The following is a 17,668-nucleotide window of genomic DNA, read 5'->3' on the forward strand; positions in this document are numbered from 1 at the left end:
GGCCTCGATCACCGGGCTCTCCCCGTGGGGAGAGGGAGGGGCCCTGCCAGAAACACACGAAACTCGTTCTCCCTGGCCGAGGCCCCATTCTAAGACGGCCCTCACCCGTCAGGTACGCGCGGTGCCGGGACCGGCGCCCCGGCGGCACAATCAAAGCGTGAGTCGCCGTCGGGTCGTACGGGAAGGGCGAGACATGTTGCTGCGTAACAGAGGACGCCGGACCGCCGTGCACCATCCGCTCTTCGCCCGGGCCTATGTGCGGCTCGGGCCGCTCGCCGACGCGCACGCCGGTGTGCGGCCGCTGCGGCGTGAGCTGCTGGCGGGCCTGTCCGGGCGGGTCATCGAGATCGGCGCGGGCGGCGGGCTGAACTTCGCGCACTATCCGGGGACGGTCTCGGAGGTGGTGGCGATCGAGCCGGAGGCGGCGCTGCGGCAGGCGGCGCGTACGGAAGCGGTGCGGGCCGAGGTGCCGGTGGACGTGGTGCCGGGGGTCGCGGAGGCGCTGCCGGTGAAGAGCGAGGCGTTCGACGCGGCGGTCGTGGCGCTCGTGTTGTGTTCCGTACGGGATGTGGAGCGGGCGCTGGCGGAGCTGCGGCGGGTGCTGCGGCCGGGCGCCGAGCTGCGGTTCCTGGAGCATGTACGGGCCGAGGGGCGCGGGCTGCGCGCGGTGCAGCGGGCGGCGGACCGTACGGTGTGGCCGCTGCTGAACGGCGGCTGTCACACGGGGCGGGACACGGTGGCGGCGTTGCGCGCCGCCGGGTTCGCGGTGGAGTCGCACCGGCGGCTGCGGGTGCCGCCGCGCGGTATCACGCTGCCGAGCTCGCCGATGGTGCTGGGCACGGCACGACGCCCGGAGACGGCGGGCTGAGCGGTCTGCCGTCTCCGGGCGCCGGCCGCGTCCACGGGGTACTGCCTCCGGACGCCGGGAGGGTTCGCAGTGCACTGTCTCCGGACGCCGGCCGCGTCCCCGGTGCGCTGCCTCCGCACGCCGATCGCGTCCCCGGTGTGCCGTCCCCGGACACCGGCCGCGTCCGCGGATCGGTCAGCGGCGGTCGCCCGCCACGCCGGTGCTCCGCGCCGGGACGCTTCGTACGCTCGCGCACGGCACCTGTGATCGCAGGTGCTTGCTGCCGCGCTGTACTGCCAGTGCGTCGGTGGCCCGGACTCTTGCCACCGAGCCGCGCTGGAAGACCAGCACGACGGCCGGCGCCCCCACCGCTCGCACATCCGCTCTAACGGACTGGACTTGCCGCCAACGGCCCTGAATGAGCACCAGGTCGCCCTGCCTCACCTGCAGCGCCCTCACCGCACCATCACAGCCCACATCTGTTTGCCCACCCCATCTGTCGTGGCGGGACCACTCGGTGCGCCCCCTCCCCAGGGGCGGACTTCGGTCCTGCCGTGATTGGTCCGGTAACTCTGGCGCCTCGTTCGCTTCTGCGTACACTCCGATCCGGTCACATTGCCGACCCCTGGGTATACGCGCGTTGCGTGACCATATGCGTTTGCTCGCGCGGGGTGCGGGGCCGGATGACGGGGGCTTGAGTGGCACTGGGTGCCACATGCCGTCCGAGCAGCAGGTGTGCTCCGTCCGGCCAGCGAAAAGTGCAATATTGCATCGGAGTGAGGGGGTGCATGGATGCATCCGCGGGCGGGTTCGCACCCCTGTGATGGCAGTGCGTGCCACCCTGATCACGCGCCGCTACGAGCCGGTCGCCGACCTGCTGACCTCGGCCGGTGCGCAGCCGCCGCGGAACGCTCCCGGACCGTTCCCTGCACGGCACTTGGGCTGATCACGGCCCGGAAGGGCGCAACCGGTCACCGGAGGCGGAAGGCACCGGGTGACGGCCGGATAAGGGCGGTGAGTGGCGCACAACACTGTCTCCGACCAGCGGTTACTCGTCCGTATCGGGAGTTCCCGGGCCGGGCAACTCCCCTGGCCAGTGACGCAGTTCACGCAGCAGGGTGAGGAAGGCGCGTTCCGCCGGGGAGAGCAGGCGGTCCCTGCGGTGCACCAGGCTGACCGGCCGGGGCTCCGGCGCGGGCACGACGGGCAGTACGGCGAGCCGGCCGGCCCGTACGTCCTCCCCCACCGCGTGCTCGGAGATCAGGGCGAGGCCCAGCCCGGCCGCCACGCACTGCTTCACCGCCTCCGGCCCCCAGATGTCCGCGCGCGGCACGTCCTCCAGCGCCCAGTCGGCCAGCACCTGTTCCTGCAGGCTGCGGGTCTGCGAGCCGGGCTCGCGCAGCAGGAAGCGCTGCCCGGCCAGCTCCGCGGGCGTCACCTCGGCGACGCCCACGAGCCGGTGGCCGGGGGCCGCGACCAGGACCAGCCGCTCGTCCAGCACGGTTTCCACGACGAGCCGGTCGCCGTGCGGGCTGCCGGCCACCACCGCGATCCCGATGCCGCCGCCGAGCAACTGCTCCTGCACCGCCTCGCCGTTACCCACGAAGATGTCGCACTCGATGGCGGGGTGCCGTTCCCGGTACCGGGCCAGCAGCGCGGGCAGCAGGTACGTGCCGACGGTCGTCGAGCCGCCGACCAGCAGCCGGCCGGTGGCCAGCCCGCTGACCTGCTGCACGGCCGCGACCGCCTCCTCCGCGAGCAGGAAGACCCGCTTGCCGTACTCGGCGAGCACCTCGCCCTCGGCGGTCGGCCGGGCGCGGGTCCCGGAACGGTCCACGAGCGTGACGCGCAGCGACTGTTCGAGCTTGCGCACCTGGTTGGAGACCGAGGGCTGGCTCATGTAGAGCTTCTGGGCCGCGGCGGAGAAGCCCTGGTGCTCGACGACCTGCATGAAGATCCACAGCCGGTGGAGGTTGAGTTCCATGGCACCCCCAAGGGCTTGCGAAGATCGGCTGACGGGCGGGCGGCAGCCTAACTCTCCGGCTGTCCGCCGGACAGAGCCACGACCGGCCCGTCCGTACCGTCCAGATCCGCGGCCCCCTCCCCCGCGCCCTGCCGCGCGCGGGCCCACAGGTAGTACAGCGGCGCGGTGACGATCAGGCCGACCAGCCAGGAGAGGTCGGCGCCGCCGAGGTGCGCGGCGAGCGGTCCGGTGTAGAGGTCGGTGGCGAGGAACGGGATCTGCACGACGATGCCGAGGGCGTACGAGCCGAGCGCGACCGGGTTGAAGCGTCCGTAGCGGCCGCCGTCCGGGGCGAAGAGGGCGTCGAAGTCGTAGCGGCCGTGGTGCAGCAGATAGAAGTCGATGAGGTTGATCGCGGTCCAGGGGACGAGGACGACCAGCAGGACGAGGACGAGATTGACGAAGTGGGTGACGAAGTCGCTGGAGAGGCCGAGGGCGATGACCAGGGATGCGGCCAGGACGAGTGCCGAGACCGCGCCGCGGGCCGCCACTCGGGGCTGCCAGCGGGCCCGGAAGGTCTGCCCGATGGTGATCATCGAGAGGACCGCGCCGTAGAGGTTGAGCGCGTTGTGGTTGACGACGCTGAAGAGGAAGAGCAGCAGCAGTACCGGGCCGAAGGCGCCGGCCGCGTCGTGGAATCCGGCGACCGCGTCCGGGTCGGGGCTGACCAGCGCGACGGCCGTACCGGCGAGGAAGGGCAGCGCGGAACCGAGGCAGGAGCCCCAGTAGGTGGCCCAGAAGGTGCTCGCGGTGCGGACCGTGCGCGGCAGGTAGCGCGAGTAGTCCGAGACGTACGGGGCGAACGCCAGCTGCCACAGGGCGCTGAGCGAGACGGTGGCGAGCCAGCCGGCGAAGGTGAAGGAGCCGCGGGTGAGGAAGTCGTCGGGCAGGCCGCGGGCGACGACCATGGCGAGCCCGGCGAGGATGCCGAGGCCGAGGACGACGGTGGCGACCTTGTTGAGGGTGTGGATCAGTCGGTAGCCGATCAGGCAGATGGCCGCCGAGCCGGCCGCGCCCAGCAGAATGCCCGCGTCGACCGGGACGGCGGGCGCGAGGCCGTGCAGCGACTTGCCCGCCAGGACGATGTTGGAGGCGAAGAACCCCACGTACATCGCGGCGGCCACGACCACGATGAGCAGCGCGCCCACCGAGCCGAACTGCGCCCGGCTCTGGATCATCTGCGGCACGCCGAGCTGCGGTCCCTGTGCCGAGTGCAGTGCCATGAAGACGCCGCCGACGAGCTGGCCGACGACGATGGCGAGGACCGCGGAGAAGAAGGACTGGTGGAAGACCTGGACGCCCATCGCGCCGGTGACCAGCGGCAACGGCGCGATATTGGTCCCGAACCACATGGTGAAGAGGTCGCGGACCCTGCCGTGCCGTTCGGTTTCGGGGACGTGGTCGATGGTGTGCTTTTCGAGCGCTTCCGAGGGTTCAGGCACGGGTGTCTCCTCGCCTCACGTGGGATGGCAGGGAGTCTCGGGCAGCCCTGTTGATCCGGTCAATCAGAGAAATCCGGGCTCTTCCATCTGATGAACCGATGCAGTGGGGATGGCAGGATCCCGTCATCACGACGCACAGGAGCTGCCCCATGCCCAAGGACGCGAACTTCACCCTCGTACAGCTGCGGTACTTCCTCGCCGCGGCGGAGCTCGGCAGCATGACCGCGGCGGCCCAGCGGATCAATGTCTCGCAGTCGGCGATCTCGACCGCGGTGACGCATCTGGAGCGGGAGCTGGGGGTGCAGCTGCTGATCCGGCGGCATGCGAAGGGCCTGTCGCTGACCCGGGCCGGTGAGCGTTTCCTGCACGAGCTGCGCGGCTTCCTCACGCATGCCGAGGACCTGACGGAGGCGGCGCGCAGCCTCGGTACGGAGCTGGTGGGCGAGCTGGCGGTGGGCTGCTTCCAGACGCTGGCGCCGTTCTGTCTGCCGCGGCTGCTGCGGGAGTTCGGGCAGGCGCACCCGGCGGTGCGGGTGCAGGTCACCGAGGGCGACATCCGGGCGGTGCAGGAGGACTTGCGCAGCGGTACCTGCGAGCTGGCGCTCCTGTACGACCTGGGGCTGGACCCGGACATCGAGCGGGAGGTGCTGGCGGTGGCGCCGCCGTACGCGCTGGTGCCGCCGGACCATCCGCTGGCGGGCGCCGGTGCGGTACGGCTCGCGGAGCTGGCGGCGGAGCCGATGATCCTGCTGGATCTGCCGCTGAGCCGCGACTACTTCCGCTCGCTGTTCCTGAAGGCGGGGGTCGAGCCGAAGGTGCGCCACCGCAGCACGAGTTACGAGACGGTGCGCGCGATGGTGGCGGCGGGGCACGGTTTCGCGATCCTCAACCAGCGGCCGGTGCACGACGCGACGTACGACGGCGGGCGGGCGGTGGCGCTGCGGCTGACCGATCCGCTGCCGGCCCTGCCGGTGGTGCTGGCCCGGCTCGCGGGCCTCCGGCCGACGGGCCGCGCCCAGGCGTTCGCGGCGGTGTGCCGGCAGGCGTTGGGGGCCTGACCTGCCCGGAGTTGCAGTATCTGGAAAACCGATGCAGTAGGTCGAAAACCTCTGCTTTACGGATGCAGAGCGGCGCGCCCATAGTCATGTCTCAGCAGAGCCCGCACGCCTCGGGAGGCTGATGATGACCCTCACTCTGGACGACGCCGTGGATCCGCGGACGCTGCGCGCGGACTTCGTCGCGGCGATGGGGAATGCCGCCACCGGCGTCACCGTGGTCGCCACGGACGGCTCCGCCGGACGCTTCGCACAGACGGTCAGTGCGATGAGTTCGGTGTCGGCCGATCCGCCGTCGCTGCTGGTGTGCGTGAACCGGCGCAGCCCGCTCGCGGATGCCGCGGCCCGTAACGGCGTCTTCTCCGTCAATGTCCTGGCCGTGGACCAGGCCCGCGTCTCCGATGTCTTCGCCGGACGGGCCGCGGACGGCTGCGCGCCGTACGACTTCGGCTGCGCGCGCTGGCTGCCGCTGCACACCGGCGCCCCCGCCTTGGCCGGCGCCTCCGCCGTCTTCGACTGCCGCCTGGCCACTCATCACGAACACGGTACGCACCGCATCCTCATCGGCGAGGTGCTCGCCTCGTCGGTCACGGATGCCGCGCCGCTCGTGCACCACGCCCGTGCTTACGGGTCCCACCGCCCGCTCTGACACCTACCTCCAGGAGAACCCGCATGATCCGTACCGGGGAGCAGTACCGGGAGTCGATCCGAGACGGCCGGGAGGTGTGGATCAACGGCGAGAAGGTCGCCGATGTCACCGCACACCCCGCCTTCAAGCCGCTGGTCGACATCCGGGCCCGCATCTACGACATGGCCCACGAGCCGGACACCCGCGAGGTCATGACGTACACCGACCCGGACACCGGCGAGGTCAACGCGATCCAGCAGAAGCCGCCGCGGACGCGGGAGGACTGGGACGCCAAGCGGGCGGCAACGGACGCCGTGCTGACGGACGTCGGCGGGGTCGTGACTCGCGTCGGCGACGAGACGATCGGCGAGGTGTGGTCGCTGATCGACGGTCAGGACGTACTGGACGCGATCAACCCGGCCTACAGCGACAACGTCAAGCGCCACATCGACAAGGCGTGCTTCGGCGACCCGTTCCATGTGTCGGCCAACACCGACCCGAAGGGCGACCGTTCCAAGCGTCCGCAGGACCAGGACCCGGACATGCTGCTGCATGTCGTGAAGGAGACGGACCGCGGGATCGTGGTGCGCGGCGCGAAGTACGAGACCGCGGCGGCCTACTCCAACCAGGCATTCACCAAGCCGACCATTGCCAACTGGGGTGACTCCGAACTCTCGGACTATGCGCTGGGGTTCATGCTCGACATGGGGTCGCCGGGGCTGAAGTACATCTGCCGTACGGGCTTCGCGGGCCGCGCGCCCGCCGAGGACTATCCGCTCGCCAACCGCTTCGACGAGGTGGACACGCTCGTCGTCTTCGATGACGTCGAGATTCCCTGGGAGAATGTGCTGTTCTACCGGGACACCAAGGCGGCCACCTTCATCCGGGCGACCCTGCACCGGTACAGCGCGTACGCCTTCACCCAGCGCAATCTGCGGCTCGCGGACCTGATGATCGGCGCGGCGCTGTGGAACGTGAAGCAGACCGGGCTGGAGAAGCAGCAGGCCGTGCAGGAGAAGCTGGCGACGCTGGCGTGTTACCGGGAGGGCATCAACGCGCATCTGACGGCGGCGGTGGCGATGGCGGAGCCGAGCCCGGGCGGGCTGCTGATGCCGAATCAGTCGTTGCTGTACACCGGCCGGGTGCTGGCCTGTTCGCAGCTGCACGAGATGATGCACATCGCGCGGGAGCTGTGCGGCGGGCAGATCTGCATCACGCCCGACAAGGCGTCCTTCGACCACCCGGACACCGCGCCGTGGCTTACGAAGTTCTACTCGGTCAATGAGCACTGGGTCGCGGAGGACCGCCGCAAGCTCCTCGCGTACGCCCGTGATCTGCTGAACTCCGACTACGCCGGGCACCGGCTCACCTTCCAGCTCTTCGCGCAGTCACCGCCGTTCGCGCACCTCGGCGCGGTGTACCGGAACTTCGACTGGGACGGCCCGCTGGACCTGGTGAAGGACGCGGCCGGACTGTCGGACAACGTACTCGGCACGCTGGGGAGGAAGGCCAAGTGACCACGCATCGGCGCATTCGCCCTTTCAACACCGCCGATACCTACCCCGAGCAGAATCTCTCCAACGACCTCGCGCAGGCGGTGGTCGCCGAGGGCACGGTGTATCTGCGCGGTCAGATCGGACAGGATCTCGACACCCGCGAGAACGTCGGCGTGGGGGACGTCGAGGCGCAGGCCGAGCAGGCCATGGCCAATATCGCCATGCTCCTCGAGGAGTGCGGCAGCCGCCTCGACGAGATCGTCAAGATCACTGTCTATCTGACGGACATCCGGTTCCGGGAGGACGTCTACCGGGTGATGGGCCGGTGGCTGAAGGACGTGCACTACGTCTCGACCGGGCTCGTCGTCTCGGCGCTGGCCCGGCCCGAGTGGCTGGTGGAGATCGATGCCACGGCCGTGATCCCGTCCGAGCGTCGCGGAGGGAACCAGCGATGACCTTCTCTCTTGCCGCACGCTGCCCCCGTACCGGGGAATTCGGCGTCGTGGTGTCCTCGTCCTCCCCCGCCGTCGCCGCTCGTTGTGCCTATGTACGGGCCGGGGTCGGCGCCGCCTGCTCGCAGAACGTGACGGATCCGCGGCTGGGTCCCGAGCTGCTGGACGCGCTGGCGGACGGGGTCGGCGCGGAGACCGCGGTGGCGCGGCTCACCCAGGCCGTACGGCACGTGGACTGGCGGCAGTTGACGGCCGTCGGGGCTTCCGGCGAGCCGGCCGCGTACTCCGGTGACCGCACGCTCGGCGTGCATGCGCAGGCCGTCGGCGCGGACGCGGTCGCGGCGGGCAATCTGCTCGCCGACCCGGGCGTGCCGGCCGCGATGCTGGCCGCCTTCGCCGCCGACCCCGCGGCCCCGCTGGCGCAGCGTCTGGTTGACGCACTGTCAGCGGGTGCCGCGGCGGGCGGCGAGGCCGGTCCGGTGCATTCGGCGGGGCTGTTGGTCAGCGGGCAGGTGCCGTGGCCCGTGACCGATCTGCGGGTGGACTGGACGGACGGCGATCCGATCGCGGAGCTGGCGGCGCTGTGGAAGCGGTGGGAGCCGCAGGCGGCGGACTATGTGCGGCGCGCGTTGGACCCGGATGCGGCGCCCGGGTACGGCGTGCCGGGTGATCCCGCATGAGCGGTGCCGGGACGACCGCGCACACCGCCGTGCGGGATGCCGTCGCCGCCTCCGCCGACGGTCTGCTCGCTCTCAGCCACCGTATCCACGCCCACCCCGAGGTCGCCTGGGAGGAGGAGCGGGCCGCCGCCTGGACGGCGGAGGCCCTCGCCGACCTGGGCTATCGGGTCACGCCCGGGGTCTGTGACCTGCCCACCGCCTTCTCCGCGACGATCGGCTCGGGCCCGCTGCACCTCGCACTCTGCGCGGAGTACGACGCACTGCCGGGCCTGGGGCACGCCTGCGGACACAACATCATCGCTGCCTCGGCAGTGGGCGCCGCGGCCGGGCTGGCCCGGGTCGCCGACGACCTCGGGCTGACGGTGACGGTGCTGGGCACCCCGGCCGAGGAGGGCGGCGGCGGGAAGATCCTGATGCTGGAGCGCGGTGCCTTCGACGGGATGCACGCGGCGATGATGGTGCATCCGGGCCCGGTGGATGTCGCGGAGGCGGAGCCGTACGCGGTGGCGCATCTGCGGATCGACTACGAGGGCAAGGCCGCGCACGCCGCGGCCTACCCGGAGCAGGGCCGCAACGCCGCGGACGCCTTCACCGTCGCGCAGGTGGCGATCGGCCTGCTCCGCCAGCAACTCCCGCACTCGGTAAGGGTGCACGGGATGCTGACGCGCGGCGGCGAGGCACCGAACGCGATCCCCGAGCGGACGAGCGGGCGGTGGTACGTACGGGCCGGTTCGCTGGAGGAGCTGGCGGCCGTGCGGCCCCGCGTCGAGCGGTGTTTCGAGGCGGGGGCGCTGGCGGCCGGCTGTGAGCTGTCGGTGGCGCACGAGAGCCCGCCGTACGCGGAGTTCCGTACGGACCACGACATGCTCGGGCTGTACCGGGCGCACGCGGAGGCCGTCGGGCGGAAGTTCACCCCGCCGTCCGCGCCCGAGGCGCGGATGAACCGGGCCTCGACCGACATGGGCAACGTCTCGCGGGTGCTGCCCGCGATCCATCCGTACCTCGGCATCGGTTCGCTGCCCGCAGTCAACCATCAGAAGGAGTTCGCGGCGCACTGTGTCACGCCGGAGGCCGACCGCGCCGTGCTGGACGGCGCGACGGCCTTGGCGCTGACAGCGGTGTCGCTGGCGTCGGACCCCCGGCAGCGGGCGCGGCTCACAGCCGCGGGCACGCCGTGACCGTACGGGCGTAGCGGAGGACCGCGTCGCGCGCCGCGGCGTGGTCCACCGCGGGGTTGCGGCTGATGATGTGCAGGCCGTAGCCGTCCTCCAGGGCGACCAGGTCGCGGGCGATGACGGCGGCGGGCTGGTCGAGAGTGAAGTCGCCGCAGGCGGCGCCCAGTTCGAGAAGGGTGGTGTAGAGCGCGGCCTCGCGGGCGTAGAGCGAGGCCATCAGTGTGGCGTGCTGGCGGCTGCGGTCGGCGAGGCCGTGCAGTTCGTACAGCAAGCGGTGGGTGGCGTCGTCGCTGTCGCGCGGCAGGCCGCTCGCCGCTGCCGCGCGCAGCCGCTCGACCGGGTCGCCGGCGTCGTCGGTGGCGGTGTGACGGTTGGTCAGGTAGCGCTCCACCGCGCTCTGGTGCACCTCGAAGACGAGGTCGTCGAGCTCGGGGTAGTAGTAGAGCACCGAGCCGGCGGAGACTCCCGCCTCGGCCGCGATGTCCTTGATGCGCAGGCCGGCCAGCCCGCGCCCGGTGATCGCCCGGCCCGCCGCCTCGATGAGCGCTTCCCGGCGGGCGCCTTGGTTCTTGGTCCTTGCCATGCCGTAAATTCCCCGTTTCTCGCTTCAGCAAATGCGGCTTTCTCCCCCGCGATGCATTGACAGACTAGCGCCTCATAGTTTGAATCTCAGTTCAAAGAATGGCACCGAGGACGCTCTCGGTTCCCAGCATCCCTCCCCCTCGCTAGGAGGCGGCGTGGCACGCGAAGCGAACGCCACCGTGGAGCGGCACACCATCGACGTCATCCCCGACGACGAGCGGCACGGCCGCACGCGCGATCTGTTCACCATCTGGTTCTCCGCCAACCTCGGCCCGCTCACGATGGTCACCGGCGCCCTCGCGCCCACCGTCTTCGGGCTGTCCTTCGCCTGGAGCGTGCTCGCCCTGCTCGTCGGCCACCTCGGCGGCGGCTTCCTGATGGCACTGCACTCGGCGCAGGGGCCGCAGCTGGGCGTGCCGCAGATGATCCAGAGCCGCGGCCAGTTCGGCAGCACCGGCGCGCTCGCCGTGGTCCTCGTCGTGGTCGTGATGTACCAGGGGTTCTTCGCCTCCAACCTGGTGCTCGGCGCGCAGTCGCTGGAGCAGGCGCTGCCGGCCGTGCCCGTGGACGCCGGCATCGCACTCGGCACGGCGGTCAGCCTCGTCGTCACCGTCGTCGGCTACCGCCTGATGCACGGCATCGGCCGGCTGACCACCTGGCTCTTCGGCGCGGTCCAGCTCGTCGGCGCCGCCTGGATCGCCTTCGGCGGGCTGCCCGCCGGATTCCTGGCCCGCGGCGGCTTCTCGCTCGGCGGCTTCCTCGGCATGGTCTCCGTGGGCGTGCTCTGGCAGATCGCGTACGCGCCCTATGTCTCGGACTACTCGCGCTACATGCCCGCCGACCGCGCCCAGGTCCGCTCGACACTGTGGTGCACGTATTGGGGCAGTGTGCTCGGCAGCGTCCTGCCGATGCTGGTCGGCGTGACCGTCGGCCTCGCGGTGGGCGGCGAGGACCCCGTGACCGCGCAGTCGCAGCTGCTCGGCAGCCCGCTCGCACAGATCACACTGTGGTCCTTCGCCGCGGTCACGATGCTCACCAACTCCATGAACCTCTACGGCGCGACGCTGTGCGTGGTCACCGCCGTGCAGACCTTCGCGCACCGCTGGCTGCCGGGCCCTGCCGTCCGCGCGCTCCTCTCGCTCGCCCTCGGCGCGCTGTCCTTCGTGCTGGCCGCGGCCTTCGCCGACTCCTTCATGGCGAGCTACCTGAACCTGATCTACCTCCTGCAGTACGTCCTGATCCCCTGGACCGCCATCAACCTCGTCGACTTCTACCTCGTCCGGCACGGCGACTACGACGTGCCGTCCTTCTTCGCGCGGGACGGCGGGGTCTACGGCCGCTGGAACGCCACGGCCCTGGGCGTCTATCTGCTCGGCATCCTGATCGAGGTGCCGTTCATGGCCCAGACGCTCTACACCGGGCCGCTCGCCCACGCCCTCGGCGACACCGACCTCGGCTGGCTCGCCGGGCTGCTCTTCATCACGCCGGTGTACCTCTACGCGGCGCGGCGGCGGGTACGGCGGGCCGCCGCGCGGACCGCGTCCGGCGCGGCCGCCGCCCCTCCCCCGTACGCCGACACCCACTGACCTGCACCCACCGACCTGGAGCCACTCACCATGAGCACCCCCACGTACGAAGAATGGCAGCAGCGTGCCGCCCAACTAGCCCCTGAAACCAGGGCGTTCATCAACGGCGAGTACGTCCACGCCGCCGACGGCCGGACCTTCTCCGACATCGGTCCCGCCACCGCCAAGACCGTCGCCGACGTCGCCCGCTGCGGTGCCGCCGACGTCGACGCGGCCGTGCGCGCGGCCCGTACCGCCTTCGAGGACGGCCGCTGGTCACGGCTCGCGCCGGCGGAGCGCAAGCGCCGGCTGCTGCGGCTCGCCGAGCTGATCACGGAGCACGGCGAGGAGCTGGCGCTGCTCGACACCCTCGATATGGGCAAGCCCATCACCGAGACACTGACCGTGGACGTGCCGGGCGCGGCCGGCTGCTTCGCCTGGCACGCGGAGGCCGTGGACAAGCTGTACGACGAGGTGGCGCCGACCGCGCCGGGCAGCCTCGCGACGGTCCGCCGGGTGCCACTGGGCGTGGTCGGCGCGGTGGTGCCGTGGAACTTTCCGCTGGACATGGCGAGTTGGAAGCTCGCGCCCGCACTCGCCGCCGGTAACAGCGTCGTGCTCAAGCCCGCCGAGCAGTCCCCGCTGTCCGCGCTGCGGCTCGCCCGGCTCGCGGCCGAGGCCGGCATCCCCGACGGCGTACTGAACGTCGTCCCGGGCTTCGGCGAGGAGGCGGGGCAGGCGCTGGGCCGCCACCCGGATGTGGACGTGCTCGCGTTCACCGGCTCCACGTCCGTCGGCAAGCTCTTCCTCTCCTACGCCGCCGAGTCCAACCTGAAGCAGGTCTGGCCCGAGTGCGGCGGCAAGAGCCCGAATCTCGTCTTCGCGGACGCGGACCTGGAGGCCGCCGCGGAGAAGGCCGCCTGGGGCTTCCTGTACAACTCCGGGCAGGTCTGCTCCGCCAACACCCGCCTGCTCGTGGAGAGTTGTGTCGCGGAGGAGTTCACCGCCCGGGTCGTCGCGCACGTGCGGCAGTGGCGTCCCGGTGACCCGCTCGACCCGGCGACCATGCTCGGCCCGCTCGTGGACGAGGCGCAGGCCAACCGCGTGCTGGGCGCGGTGCGGACGGCGCGTGCCGCGGGCGCGACGGTGGCCTGCGGCGGCACCCGACCGGACGGCCCCGGCGCGTACCTCGACCCGACCGTGGTCACCGGCCTGGCTCCGGACGCGCCGCTCGCCCGCGAGGAGCTGTTCGGCCCGGTGCTGGCCGTGCTGCCGTTCGCGGACGAGGCCGAGGCGGTACGGATCGCCAATGACTCGCCGTACGGGCTGGCCGCCTCGGTGTGGACCCGGGACATCGGCCGGGCCCACCGGGTGAGCGACGCACTGCACGCCGGGACGGTGTCGGTGAACACGGTGGACGCGCTCGACCCGGTGACGCCGTTCGGCGGCTTCAAGCAGTCCGGCTTCGGCCGCGACCTCTCGCTGCACTCCTTCGCGAAGTACACGGGGCTGAAGACGACATGGATCCAGTACGCATGACGGAGTACGTATGACGCAACGTCAGGATGTTCGGGAAGAGGTCGCGCGGCGGGCCGACGATCTGGTCGCGCTCACCACCGCCCTCGTCGGCTTCGACACGACCGTACGGGGGTCGGCCGGCGAGCCGGCGCGGGACGAGGCGGAGCTGCAGGAGTTCCTGGCCGGGCGGCTGCGGGCCGCGGGGGCCACCGTGGACGTGTGGACGCCGCGGCCCGGGGACCTGCCGGAGTCGCCGCAGACCCCGCCGGGGCTGGGCTTCGACGGGCGGCCGCAGCTCGTGGCGCGCTTCCCCGGTACCGGCGGCGGCCGCAGTCTGCTCTTCAACGGACACATCGATGTCGTCTCCGCCGAGCCGCGCCGCGACTGGTCCTCCGATCCGTTCCGGGCCGAGGTGCGGGACGGGCGGCTGTACGGGCGCGGCACGTGCGACATGAAGGGCGGCATCGCGGCCGCGGTGGTCGCGGCGGAGGCGCTGGCCGCACTCGGCATCCGGCTGCCCGGCGATCTGCTGATCAACACGGCGACCGACGAGGAGTGGAACGGCGCGGGCACGCTCGCCTCGGTCGGCTACGGGGTACGCGCCGACGCCGCCGTCGTGCCCGAACCCACCGACCTGAACGTCGTCACCGCCCAGCGCGGCATTCTCGGCGGGACGGTCACCGTCGCGGGGCGGCCGGGCCACGCCGAGTTCCCGCCCGGCGACTGGCGGTCGGGCGGCGCGGTCAACGCCATCGAGAAGACGCTCCCGGTCCTCGACGCGCTGCGGGAGCTGCGCGAGCGGTGGGCCGAAGACCTTGGTCACCGGCATCCGCTGCTGCCCCCGCCGTCCATCGTGCCCACGATGATCAAGGGCGGCGAGTGGTGGGTGACCTACCCGGCCTCCTGCGAGGTCTGCCTCGACGTCACCTATCTGCCGGTGCAGGCGGACGGGAGCGGCTGGGCGAGCCGGGTCCGTACGGAGATCGAGGAGACCGTACGGAAGGCCACCGGAACCGACGGCTGGCTCGCCGCGCATCCGCCGGTCTTCGCCTGGGACACCGAGCTGGCACCCGCCGAAGTACCGGCGGACCACGCCCTGGTCGGGGCGCTCAGCGGGGCCGCCGCCGGGCTCGGCCGCGCCCCGCGCGTCGTCGGCGAGCCGTCCTGGACCGATGCCGCCACCCTCACCCGCTTCGGGAACACCCCGGCCGTCTGCCTGGGCCCCACCGCCACCCGCCCCGACGGTTCGCCCACGCTGCACACCGTCGACGAGTACATCGAGGTCAGCGACCTGGTCGCGACCGCGCAGACCCTCGCGCTGACCGCACTCACCATGACCACGAAGACCGCCTGAAGGGGACACCATGCACCACGCCGAACTCGCCGCCGCCGACCGCGCCCGGATCATCCACCCGTACCTCCCCGGCACCGTCGAGGAGCGGGTCGTGATGACCGAGGGCTCCGGCTGCCGGCTCACCGACGCCGAGGGGCGCTCGTACCTGGACGCCACCGGCGGGCTCTGGCTCGCGCAGATCGGGCACGGCCGGGAAGAGGTGGCGCGGGCCGCCGCCGAGCAGATGACGAAGCTGGAGTACTTCACCAGCTTCTGGGAGTTCTCCAACGACAAGGCGATCGAGCTGGCCACCCGCCTCACCTCGCTCGCCCCCGCCGGGCTCGGCCATGTCTACTTCACCTCCGGCGGTTCGGAGGGCAACGAAGCCGCGATCAAGATGGCGCGCTACTACCACCACCGGCGCGGCGAGTCCTCGCGCACCTGGATCCTGGCGCGCGCCAAGGCGTACCACGGCATCGGCTACGGCGGCGGCTCGGCGACCGGCTTCCCGCTGTACCACGAGGGCTTCGCGCCGATGATGCCGCACGTCAGCCACCTGACGCCGCCGTGGCCGTACCGCACCGAGCTGTACGGCGGCGAGGACCCGTGCGACTTCCTGATCCGGGAGCTGGAGGAGCGGATCGCGGAGATCGGGCCCGGCAACATCGCGGCGATGATCGGCGAGCCGATCATGGGCGTGGGCGGCATGCTCGTACCGCCGGCGGACTACTGGCCGCGGGTGCGGGAGGTGCTGGACCGGCACGGCATCCTGCTCATCTTCGACGAGGTCGTGACGGCCTACGGGCGGGTCGGCGAGTGGTTCGCGGCGCAGCACTTCGGTGTCACGCCCGACATCCTCGTCACCGCCAAGGGCATCACCTCCGGGTACACGCCGCTGGGCGCGCTGCTGGTCGGGGACCACGTGGCCGAGCAGCTGCTGCGCGAGCACGGCTTCCCGATGGGCTACACGTACAACGGTCACCCGGTCGCCGCGGCCGTGGCGCTGGCCAATCTCGACATCATCGAGCGGGAGGGTCTGCTGGCCCGCGCGGTGGAGATCGGCGGTGCGCTGCACGCTGAACTCCAGGCGCAGCTGGGCGACTTGCCGGTGGTCGGCGAGGTGCGGTCGGTGGGCATGATGCTGGCCGTCGAGCTGGTCGCGGACAAGGGGACGCGCGCGCCGCTGCCGGTGCGGCCCGAGCGGATGCCGCACGATGTGATCCGGCGCGAGACGGGCGTGATCGTACGGGACTCCGCGCACAGCATCGTGCTGTCGCCGCCGCTGGTCATGACGGAGGCGGAGGTGAAGGAGACGGTGACCGCGATGCGGTCGGTGCTGGAACGCACCACGCCCACCGGAGAGATTCGGGACTGAGCCACTCCTCCGCAACCGGCCACGACACCACCGGCCACGATGCAACCGGCCACGACTGGAAGGGCGCACTGCCGTGTCCGTACCACCCACCAGATCCGCACCCGCACCACCGCCCCAACCTCCTGAGACCGTCCCCCACCTGCACCGCAGCCTGCGCCGGTTCGACATCATGGCGATGGGTGTGGCGGCCGTCATCTCCTTCGACGTGCTGGGGCAGATCGCCACCGGCGGGGGCGAGGCCGTCACCTGGATCGCCGTGATCGCGGTGGGCTTCCTGCTGCCGTACGCGCTGGTCTTCGCCGAGACGGGGGCGGCCTTCCCGCAGGAGGGCGGCCCGTACGTCTGGGTGAAGCTGGCCTTCGGGCGCACCATCGCGGCGCTCACCACGCTGTTCTACTGGGTCACCAATCCGGTGTGGCTCGGCGGTTCGCTGGTGTTCATCGCGGCGGAGTCCTGGGACGGCTTCGTCTTCCCGCTCGGCTCCGGGACGGTGGCCGACTACACCTTCAAGCTGCTGTTCATCTGGGCGGCGATCCTCACCGCGATCGTGTCGCTGCGCCGCGGCAAGTGGATCACCACGGCGGGCGCGGCGGCCAAGGTGCTGGCGCTCGCCGGCTTCTCCGGCACGGCCGTGGCGTACGGCGTCGAGCACGGCTTCCGCGGCCTGGACCACGCCTCCTTCGCCCCCACCGCGGTCGGCTTCCTGGGCCTGGTGCCGGTGCTGCTCTTCGCCTTCGTCGGGTTCGAGGCCCCGAACGCGGCGGGCGACGAGATGCACGACCCGCAGCGGGACGTCCCGGTCTCCATCGGGATCTCCGGGCTGATCGCGACGTGCTGCTATCTGCTCCCCGTGCTGGCGATCCTCTCGGCGGCACCGGCCGGACGGGTGACCGGCATCGGCGGGTTCATGGACGCGGCCCGGCTGGTCTTCGGCGTGTACGGGGACTGGAGCGGGCCGCTGCTGACCACGGCCGCCGTGCTGTTCGTCTTCGCGCTGCTCACCCAGGGCAGCGCGTGGATGATCGTCAGCGACCGGATGCAGGCGATGGCGGCGGCCGACGACGGGTTCTTCAGCCGCGGCCTGGGCACGTTCCATGAACGGCTCGGTACTCCGGTAAGGATGAATCTGCTCTCCGGGATCACCGCGACGCTCTTCATGGTCGCCGCGATGAACCTGGCGGCCGGGGACGCCGCCGCGGTCTTCGGTGTCGTCCTGACGGTCGCGATCACGACGCTGCTGCTGTCGTACCTCGCGATCGTGCCGGCCCTGATCCGGCTGCGGCTGCGCCGCGCGGAGGTACCCCGCCCGTACGAGGTGCCGTTCGGCACGCGCGGCTTCGTGGTGTGCGCGTCGCTCGTGTACGCGTGGATCGTGCTGGGCTCCTGGGTGGCGCTGTTCCCCGGCACCCTGGAACACCTCGTCGGCCTGCCGTACGACTTCCCCGACATCTGGGGCGTCTCCCGAACCACCTTCGAGACCTTCACCCTGGGCACGGT

General features: G+C 71.6%; 15 protein-coding genes. 12 read left to right on the plus strand and 3 right to left on the minus strand.

Translation table 11 applies throughout. From position 1 onward, the window contains the following. Positions 1–193: 193 nt before the first annotated feature. Positions 194–868 (plus strand): class I SAM-dependent methyltransferase, encoded by a 675-nt coding sequence (locus tag CCS38_RS18520; protein ID WP_223734400.1) that lies wholly within the window; start codon positions 194–196, stop codon positions 866–868. Between the two features lie 1,027 nt (positions 869–1,895). On the opposite strand, the gene CCS38_RS18525 is transcribed toward CCS38_RS18520, so the two are convergent. Together CCS38_RS18525 and CCS38_RS18530 are read right to left on the minus strand one after the other, a co-directional pair. Beyond that, positions 1,896–2,831 carry a LysR family transcriptional regulator gene (locus CCS38_RS18525; protein WP_223734401.1) on the minus strand — a complete coding sequence of 312 codons (936 nt, stop codon included), beginning with the start codon at positions 2,829–2,831 and terminating at the stop codon, positions 1,896–1,898. A 47-nt stretch (positions 2,832–2,878) separates the two neighbouring features. Continuing rightward, positions 2,879–4,312 (minus strand): purine-cytosine permease family protein, encoded by a 1,434-nt coding sequence (locus tag CCS38_RS18530; RefSeq protein ID WP_223734402.1) that lies wholly within the window; start codon positions 4,310–4,312, stop codon positions 2,879–2,881. Positions 4,313–4,461: 149 nt separating this feature from the next. On the opposite strand from CCS38_RS18530, the gene CCS38_RS18535 reads away from it, so the two are divergent. The 6 genes from CCS38_RS18535 (at position 4,462) to CCS38_RS18560 (ending at position 9,801) form a co-directional block, all read left to right on the plus strand. Beyond that, complete coding sequence (locus CCS38_RS18535) at positions 4,462–5,370, plus strand: LysR substrate-binding domain-containing protein (RefSeq protein WP_223734403.1); 909 nt, start codon at positions 4,462–4,464, stop codon at positions 5,368–5,370. 121 nt (positions 5,371–5,491) lie between these two features. Then, positions 5,492–6,016, plus strand: coding sequence for a flavin reductase family protein (locus CCS38_RS18540; RefSeq protein ID WP_223734404.1), 525 nt, complete (start codon positions 5,492–5,494; stop codon positions 6,014–6,016). Between the two features lie 23 nt (positions 6,017–6,039). Continuing rightward, the gene (locus tag CCS38_RS18545; RefSeq protein WP_223734405.1) at positions 6,040–7,512 is read left to right on the plus strand and encodes a 4-hydroxyphenylacetate 3-hydroxylase family protein; all 1,473 of its coding nucleotides are present in this window, start codon (positions 6,040–6,042) and stop codon (positions 7,510–7,512) included. Next, on the plus strand, positions 7,509–7,946 hold the full coding sequence (locus tag CCS38_RS18550) for a RidA family protein (RefSeq protein WP_223734406.1): 438 nt from the start codon (positions 7,509–7,511) through the stop codon (positions 7,944–7,946). The genes CCS38_RS18545 and CCS38_RS18550 overlap by 4 nt, the downstream gene beginning before the upstream one ends. Beyond that, positions 7,943–8,623: a DUF1028 domain-containing protein gene (locus tag CCS38_RS18555; RefSeq protein WP_223734407.1), complete on the plus strand. Its 681-nt coding sequence runs from the start codon at positions 7,943–7,945 to the stop codon at positions 8,621–8,623. The genes CCS38_RS18550 and CCS38_RS18555 overlap by 4 nt, the downstream gene beginning before the upstream one ends. After that, positions 8,620–9,801 (plus strand): M20 family metallopeptidase, encoded by a 1,182-nt coding sequence (locus CCS38_RS18560; RefSeq protein WP_223734408.1) that lies wholly within the window; start codon positions 8,620–8,622, stop codon positions 9,799–9,801. The genes CCS38_RS18555 and CCS38_RS18560 overlap by 4 nt, the downstream gene beginning before the upstream one ends. Here CCS38_RS18560 and CCS38_RS18565 read toward each other — a convergent pair. Then, positions 9,779–10,381, minus strand: a complete 603-nt coding sequence (locus CCS38_RS18565) for a TetR/AcrR family transcriptional regulator (protein WP_030261290.1) — start codon at positions 10,379–10,381, stop codon at positions 9,779–9,781. The genes CCS38_RS18560 and CCS38_RS18565 overlap by 23 nt on opposite strands. Positions 10,382–10,535: 154 nt before the next feature. On the opposite strand from CCS38_RS18565, the gene CCS38_RS18570 reads away from it, so the two are divergent. The 5 genes from CCS38_RS18570 to CCS38_RS18590 all read left to right on the plus strand — a co-directional run. Next, the gene (locus tag CCS38_RS18570; protein ID WP_223734409.1) at positions 10,536–11,966 is read left to right on the plus strand and encodes a purine-cytosine permease family protein; all 1,431 of its coding nucleotides are present in this window, start codon (positions 10,536–10,538) and stop codon (positions 11,964–11,966) included. 30 nt (positions 11,967–11,996) lie between these two features. Further along, complete coding sequence (locus tag CCS38_RS18575) at positions 11,997–13,484, plus strand: aldehyde dehydrogenase (RefSeq protein WP_223734410.1); 1,488 nt, start codon at positions 11,997–11,999, stop codon at positions 13,482–13,484. A 10-nt stretch (positions 13,485–13,494) separates the two neighbouring features. Beyond that, on the plus strand, positions 13,495–14,817 hold the full coding sequence (locus CCS38_RS18580) for an ArgE/DapE family deacylase (protein ID WP_223734411.1): 1,323 nt from the start codon (positions 13,495–13,497) through the stop codon (positions 14,815–14,817). A 10-nt stretch (positions 14,818–14,827) separates the two neighbouring features. Further along, on the plus strand, positions 14,828–16,171 hold the full coding sequence (locus CCS38_RS18585; protein WP_223734412.1) for an aminotransferase family protein: 1,344 nt from the start codon (positions 14,828–14,830) through the stop codon (positions 16,169–16,171). A 73-nt stretch (positions 16,172–16,244) separates the two neighbouring features. Then, on the plus strand, positions 16,245–17,668 hold a 1,424-nt coding region (locus tag CCS38_RS18590; RefSeq protein ID WP_223734413.1), incomplete at its 3' end, for an APC family permease.

The sequence above is a fragment of the Streptomyces purpurogeneiscleroticus genome (genome assembly GCF_020024005.1).
In the GTDB taxonomy this organism is placed as follows: Bacteria; Actinomycetota; Actinomycetes; order Streptomycetales; family Streptomycetaceae; genus Streptomyces; species Streptomyces purpurogeneiscleroticus.

Coding starts and splice junctions, on each gene's coding strand:
- CCS38_RS18520 (WP_223734400.1), top strand. CDS start 194: ATGTTGCTGCGTAACAGAGGACGCCGGACCGCCGTGCACCATCCGCTC.
- CCS38_RS18525 (WP_223734401.1), bottom strand. CDS start 2,831: ATGGAACTCAACCTCCACCGGCTGTGGATCTTCATGCAGGTCGTCGAG.
- CCS38_RS18535 (WP_223734403.1), top strand. CDS start 4,462: ATGCCCAAGGACGCGAACTTCACCCTCGTACAGCTGCGGTACTTCCTC.
- CCS38_RS18540 (WP_223734404.1), top strand. CDS start 5,492: ATGATGACCCTCACTCTGGACGACGCCGTGGATCCGCGGACGCTGCGC.
- CCS38_RS18545 (WP_223734405.1), top strand. CDS start 6,040: ATGATCCGTACCGGGGAGCAGTACCGGGAGTCGATCCGAGACGGCCGG.
- CCS38_RS18555 (WP_223734407.1), top strand. CDS start 7,943: ATGACCTTCTCTCTTGCCGCACGCTGCCCCCGTACCGGGGAATTCGGC.
- CCS38_RS18560 (WP_223734408.1), top strand. CDS start 8,620: ATGAGCGGTGCCGGGACGACCGCGCACACCGCCGTGCGGGATGCCGTC.
- CCS38_RS18565 (WP_030261290.1), bottom strand. CDS start 10,381: ATGGCAAGGACCAAGAACCAAGGCGCCCGCCGGGAAGCGCTCATCGAG.
- CCS38_RS18575 (WP_223734410.1), top strand. CDS start 11,997: ATGAGCACCCCCACGTACGAAGAATGGCAGCAGCGTGCCGCCCAACTA.
- CCS38_RS18580 (WP_223734411.1), top strand. CDS start 13,495: ATGACGCAACGTCAGGATGTTCGGGAAGAGGTCGCGCGGCGGGCCGAC.
- CCS38_RS18585 (WP_223734412.1), top strand. CDS start 14,828: ATGCACCACGCCGAACTCGCCGCCGCCGACCGCGCCCGGATCATCCAC.